Source organism: Nocardioides sp. (assembly GCF_034670285.1).
GTDB lineage: Bacteria > Actinomycetota > Actinomycetes > Propionibacteriales > Nocardioidaceae > Nocardioides.
The window spans coordinates 1-5493 of sequence record NZ_JAXMNS010000265.1 but is presented as its reverse complement, the minus strand read 5'-3'; the positions used below and the strand labels follow the sequence as shown (position 1 = coordinate 5493).

The 5493-nt window shown below is 69.5% G+C and carries 5 protein-coding genes; all 5 read left to right on the top strand.

All coding sequences use genetic code 11. The features are described from left to right. The first annotated feature begins 1 nt into the window (after position 1). The gene (locus tag VOI19_RS13350) at positions 2-130 is read left to right on the top strand and encodes a mannose-1-phosphate guanylyltransferase (protein ID WP_323793454.1); all 129 of its coding nucleotides are present in this window, start codon (positions 2-4) and stop codon (positions 128-130) included. After that, on the top strand, positions 127-1089 hold the full coding sequence (locus VOI19_RS13345; protein ID WP_323793453.1) for an asparaginase: 963 nt from the start codon (positions 127-129) through the stop codon (positions 1087-1089). The genes VOI19_RS13350 and VOI19_RS13345 overlap by 4 nt, the downstream gene beginning before the upstream one ends. 205 nt (positions 1090-1294) lie before the next feature. After that, the gene (locus VOI19_RS13340; protein WP_323793452.1) at positions 1295-2791 is read left to right on the top strand and encodes a sugar transferase; all 1497 of its coding nucleotides are present in this window, start codon (positions 1295-1297) and stop codon (positions 2789-2791) included. Positions 2792-2846: 55 nt separating this feature from the next. After that, entirely contained in the window at positions 2847-4220 is a 1374-nt protein-coding gene (locus tag VOI19_RS13335) for a hypothetical protein (protein ID WP_323793451.1), read from the top strand. Beyond that, the coding region (locus tag VOI19_RS13330; RefSeq protein ID WP_323793450.1) for a flippase at positions 4214-5493 on the top strand (1280 nt) is incomplete at its 3' end. The genes VOI19_RS13335 and VOI19_RS13330, both read left to right, overlap by 7 nt.

Here is a 5493-nt window from a genome sequence, read left to right as displayed (position 1 = left end):
GCTGGGTGCGGCGCACCGGCTCTCCAATGAGCACTCCGAGGACCTGCAGATCATCGAGGTCCAGCACGGCGCCTACACCGGCGAGGACGACATCTGCCGGCTCGAGGACGACTTCGGACGCACCTCTTGAGCGCAGCGCGGCCCGTGGTGGCCGAGATCGTCCGCTCCGGCTTCGTCGAGGGACACCACTACGGCTCGCTCGTCGCCCTCACAGCGGACGGGTCGGTCGAGTGGTCGGTCGGCGACGTGACCAGCCCGGTGCTGCCGCGCTCGTGCAACAAGCCGATCCAGGCGCTCGCGATGGTGCGTCTCGGGCTCGACCTGCCCCCCGACCTGCTCGCCCTGGCGTGCGCCTCGCACTCGGGGGAGGAGATGCACCAGTCCGGCGCGCTCCGGATCCTCGACGGCGCAGGGCTGAGCGAGGCCGCCCTGCAGACACCACCCGACTTCCCGCTGGACGACGTCGCCAAGGAGGCAGTGCTCGCAGGCGGGGGCGCCAAGACCTCGTTGGCGATGAACTGCTCGGGCAAGCACTCCGCGATGCTCGCTACGTGCGTGCTGCGTGGCTGGGACACCGACACCTACCTCGACCCGACGCACCCACTCCAGGTCGCGATCGCGGAGACCTTCGCCGAGCTGACCGGCGAGCAGATCGAGGTGACCGCCATTGATGGTTGCGGTGCGCCGCTGCTGTCGACCTCCCTGGTCGGGCTCGCCCGCGCCTTCGCCACGATCGCCACCGCGCAGGACGGCCCGGAGGCGCGCATCGCTGACGCGATCCGAAGCCACCCCGAGATGGTCTCCGGCTCGCGCCGTGACGAGCGCACCCTGCTCACCGCGCTGCCCGGCTCGATCGGCAAGGCCGGCGCCGAGTCCTGCTATGTCGTGGCGCTGCCCGACGGCCGCTCCTTCGCTCTGAAGACCGACGACGGTGCTCCGCGCGTGCGCCCGGTGCTCATGGCCGCGGCGTTGAAGCGCTCGGGCGTCGACACCGAGGCCGGGGTCGACACCGAGGCCGTGCGTGGCACCGGTGTCCTGACGCTTCTCGGCGGCGGCGTGCCCGTCGGCGAGATCCGCGCCGCGTTCTGATCACGCTCTGCGCCCATTCCTCAAGTTCCTTGCGGTTAACCTGAGGTTCGGGGACGGCAAGCAGGGGTCACTGATACCCAGGGGTGGATTTGTGGGGCCATCTTGTAAACGGCGTGTCCCCATCGTTACCCGAATTTCGGCAGAGTACGGACCAGCAAGCGGACCACCGTCCCGAGGTCGTCCGCGTCATGGGGAGAAATCACCGATGAAGCACACTGGCACCAGCGCCACCGAGCACGCCACGTCGGCCACCGCCGACGGTCGCGTCGCCCCGGTCAGCCGCAACGCCGAGCGCGACCTCAGCTCTGTCGAGCTCGAGCACCTGGTCGAGGGCCCCCGCGGCCACGGCTGGAAGCGCACCGCTCGCCCGTACCTCATCCTCAGCGACATCGGTGCGATCAGCGCCGCGCTGTTCCTCATCCCGACGCCACCGATGCTCACCATGGTCGGCATGTACGCCGGTGTCCTCATCATGCTCACCTGCCTGGGCGCCTACCGCTCGCGACTGACGCTCTCGGCGCTCGACGACCTTCCCGTCATCGTGATCGCCGCCCTCGTGGGCGGGTTCTCGCAGATGACGGTCCGCTCCTTCGCCGGCGAGGCGATCCCGCCGGTCCTCGTCGTCCAGGCCTTCCTCGTGGCCGCCGCGGTGGCCCTGGGCCGCTCGGTCGCCTACATCGTCGTGCGCGAGGCGCGTCGCCGCGGCGTCGTCGAGCACCGCGCGATCATCCTCGGCGCCGGCATGACCGGCCAGGAGATCGCTCGCACGATGCTCGCCCACCCCGAGTTCGGGCTGCGCCCGGTCGGGTTCCTCGACAGCCACGTGCCGGAGGGCGCCGAGACCCTCCCGGTCCCGCTCCTCGGCAAGTACGAGGACCTCCGTCGCTTCGTGCGCCGCGAGGGCGTCAGCGAGGTCGTGGTGGCCTTCGGTGCCCCGAACCCGAACGACGCCGGCGGCAACGACGCGCTCCTGGTCACCACGATGCGTGAGTGCGACCGCCTCTCCACCGAGATCTTCGCCGTTCCGCGCTTCTTCGAGCTCACCCACCGCAGCCGCGACATCGACCAGCTGTGGAGCACCCCGCTCATGCGTCTGCGTCGCAACGTGTGGCGCTCCAACTCCTGGCGCGTCAAGCGTGCCTTCGACGTCGTCACCTCGGGCGCCGCGCTGGTGCTCCTCGCCCCGCTGATGGCGATGGTGGCCCTGGCCGTGCGCATCGAGAACGGCCCCGGCGTGCTGTTCCGCCAGACCCGCGTGGGCCTGGACGGCATCAACTTCACGGTCCTCAAGTTCCGCTCGGTGCGCCCTGAGTCGCTGGGCATGAGCGACGAGAAGCCGGTCTTCTCGGTCAACGGTCACGCGGGCCTGGGCCCCTTCAGCGCCTTCATGCGCAAGACCTCGCTCGACGAGCTGCCCCAGCTCCTGAACATCTTCCGCGGCGACATGAGCATCGTCGGTCCGCGCCCTGAGCGCGATGTCTTCGTCGAGCAGTTCTCGCGCACCATCCCGCGCTACGCTGAGCGGCACCGCGCCCCGGTGGGCCTCACCGGCTGGGCGCAGGTGAACGGCCTGCGGGGCAACACCTCCATCGAGGAGCGGGTGCAGTTCGACAACTACTACATCCAGAACTGGTCCCTGTGGTTCGACGTCAAGATCATCGCGCGCACGGTCTCCTCCGTCGTGTTCACGAAGGGCTCGTGACGCGCGCTCCCCTCGGGGAGTGCATGGCGCACCACGGGCCGGGTACGACGTGGGCGTGATCTCAGGAGACATCGCGATCTCCTCGCTGCTGCTCCTCGTCCTCGGGCTGCTCGCGCTGGGTCACGTCGCAGTGGCCCTGCTCAATCGTCCGCAGCGAGGGCTCCTGCTGCTGGCTGCACTGCTGCCCTTCGACGGGCTGCTCCTGCTGCTTCCCGTCGGAGAGCTGCTGGGGCCGTGGAAGGAAGTGCTGCTCGTCCTCACCCTCGGGGCGGCGGTGATCGTGCCCAACTCGGATCGGGCAGCGCGTCAGGCCACGCTTCCGGTCTGGGTGCCGGCCGCGATCGCCTTCGTCGCGCTCGGACTGCTCTCGGCGGCGCTCACCGGCGGCCTGATCGCCTTCTGGGGCCTCAAGGTCAGCTACTTCTACGCGGTCGTGCCCGCGATCATGTGGCTCGCGCCGTTCACCGCGCGCGACCGGGACCGACTGGTGAGCATCCTGATGGGCACCGGCATCGTCACGGCTCTCTTCGGTCTGGCCCAGCAGGTGCTGGGCCCGGACCGGCTCAACGCGATGGGGTTCGAGTACAACACCGCGATCCGTTTCTCCGGGAGCCTGCTTCGCTCGTTCTCGACCTTCACCCAGCCGTTCTCGTTCGGGCTCTTCATGAGCCTGGTGCTGCTCGTGTGCCTGCCGGTGGCGCTGTCGGACTGGCGCCGCACCCGCAACCGGATCTTCCTGGCCTCCACACCGCTGCTCGTGGTGGGGATGGCGGCCTCGGTCGTGCGCGGAGCCACCCTGGCGCTGATCGTCGGGCTAGTCGTGCTGATCATCTGGCGCTTCCACGGCCTGGTCTACGCCTTCACGATCCCGGCGATCGGGCTGCTCTTCGTGCCGGCCTCCTTCCTGGAGGCCTACTTCTCCTCGAGCAGCCTGGGGCAGCGGACGTCGGGCTGGCAGACGATCTTCGACAGCCTGCTCGGGGCCCCGTTGGGCAACGGCATCGGCACCACGGGCTCGGCGGCGGAGAAGTCCAACGAGCTCGGCGTCGACGCCTCCGAGCTGGTCACCGATGCCGGCACCCTCAACGATCTCTACCTGCCCGACAACCAGTACATCAAGACCGTCATCGAGCTCGGTCCGATCGGCTTGTGGCTGCTCCTGCTGCTCGGGGCCGCGGTGATCGCCGCTGCCGTGTCGGCTGCGCGCCGCGCGACCGGCGACGACCGCGCGCTCGCGATGGGGATCGCCGCCTCGGTGTGGGGAGCGGCGGCAGCCTCGCTGGTCGGCACGTACCTCGAGATCTTCCCACTCGACTTCTACTTTTGGCTGCTCGTCGGCGTGCTCCTCAGTCTCGGTACGACGAAGGCTGTCGACGACGGTGAGCCGACAGCGGCTCGCCAGCAGGACGAGGTGGAGGCCGCGTGCTGAGCCTGGTCCGCAGCCTGCGCGAGCGGGCGTCGCTGAAGGCTGCCGCGGAGCAGCGGGCCGCCGACGACGGCACGCCGCCCCCGGAAGCCGGACTCCTCAACAACACGACCTGGCTGATCGGCAGCCGCCTCGTCGTCGCCGGTCTCGGCTGGGGTGGCACGGTGCTCATCGCGCGCGACCTGGACCTGGAGGGGTTCGGTCGCTTCACCCTCATCTTCGCGGTGCTGGGACTGATGTCGATCGTCACCGACATGGGCATCGGCCGGATCGCGCTCAGCGGGATGCTGGACGACCCCGACGGCGACCCCGGTGGCTTCGCGGGCGCCTACATCGTGCTGCGTACGGTGATGGGGCTGGTCGGCTACGGGCTGGTGATGCTCATCGTGATGCTGCTCGGCTATCCGAGCGAGGTGGTGCAGGCCACCGCGGTCGCGGCGATCGTCATCGTGCTGGCGACTCCGTCGTCCGCACTCGAGGTCGTCTTCCAGTCGCGGATGCGGATGGGGGTCGTCGGTGTGGCCGGAGTGACCGGACAGGTCGCTCAGTTCGCCCTCACCGCCGCCATCGCGGCCTCGGGTGGCGGCACGGTTCTGTACTTCACGATCCCCGCGGTGCTCGCCGAGATCGTGATCCTGGCCTGGAAGATCCCGGCGGCGCGCAAGCTCATGCGGATCCGGCTGCGCGTCGACCTCCGCGTGTGGAAGCGCCTCCTCGTCGAGGCGATCCCGCTCACCCTGGGCATCGGGCTGGCCACTCTCTACTACCGCGTCGACTCGGTCATGCTCTCGAAGCTCGACACCTTCGACGCCGTGGGCATCTACGGCGTCTCCTACAAGTTCATCGACATCGTGCACTTCGCCGGCACCGCGGTCACCATCCCGCTGCTCACCCTGCTCGTGCGCGCATGGCCCGACGACACCGAGGAGTTCCGCAGCGTGATGCGGCGCGGTGCGATGATCGTGGGACTTCTCGGCGGGGGTGCGGTGGTCGGCTTGGTCGGGTTCGCGGCACCTCTCACCACCGCGCTGTACGGCGCCGACTACGCGGTCGGCGAGCACGCCACCCGGGTGCTGGTGGTGGCCGAGTTCCTCGCGCTCTACTCCACCCTCGGGCTGACGTGCCTCATCGCGATGAGCCGGCACCGGGTCTACCCGGTCGTGATGCTCGTCGGACTGAGCCTCAACGTCGGGGCCAACCTCGTCCTGATCCCGCGCTACTCCTACGAGGGCGCCGCCGCCGCCACGCTCGGGTCCGAGATTCTCGTTGTGGCCGT

Coding starts and splice junctions, on each gene's coding strand:
- VOI19_RS13340 (WP_323793452.1), top strand. CDS start 1,295: ATGAAGCACACTGGCACCAGCGCCACCGAGCACGCCACGTCGGCCACC.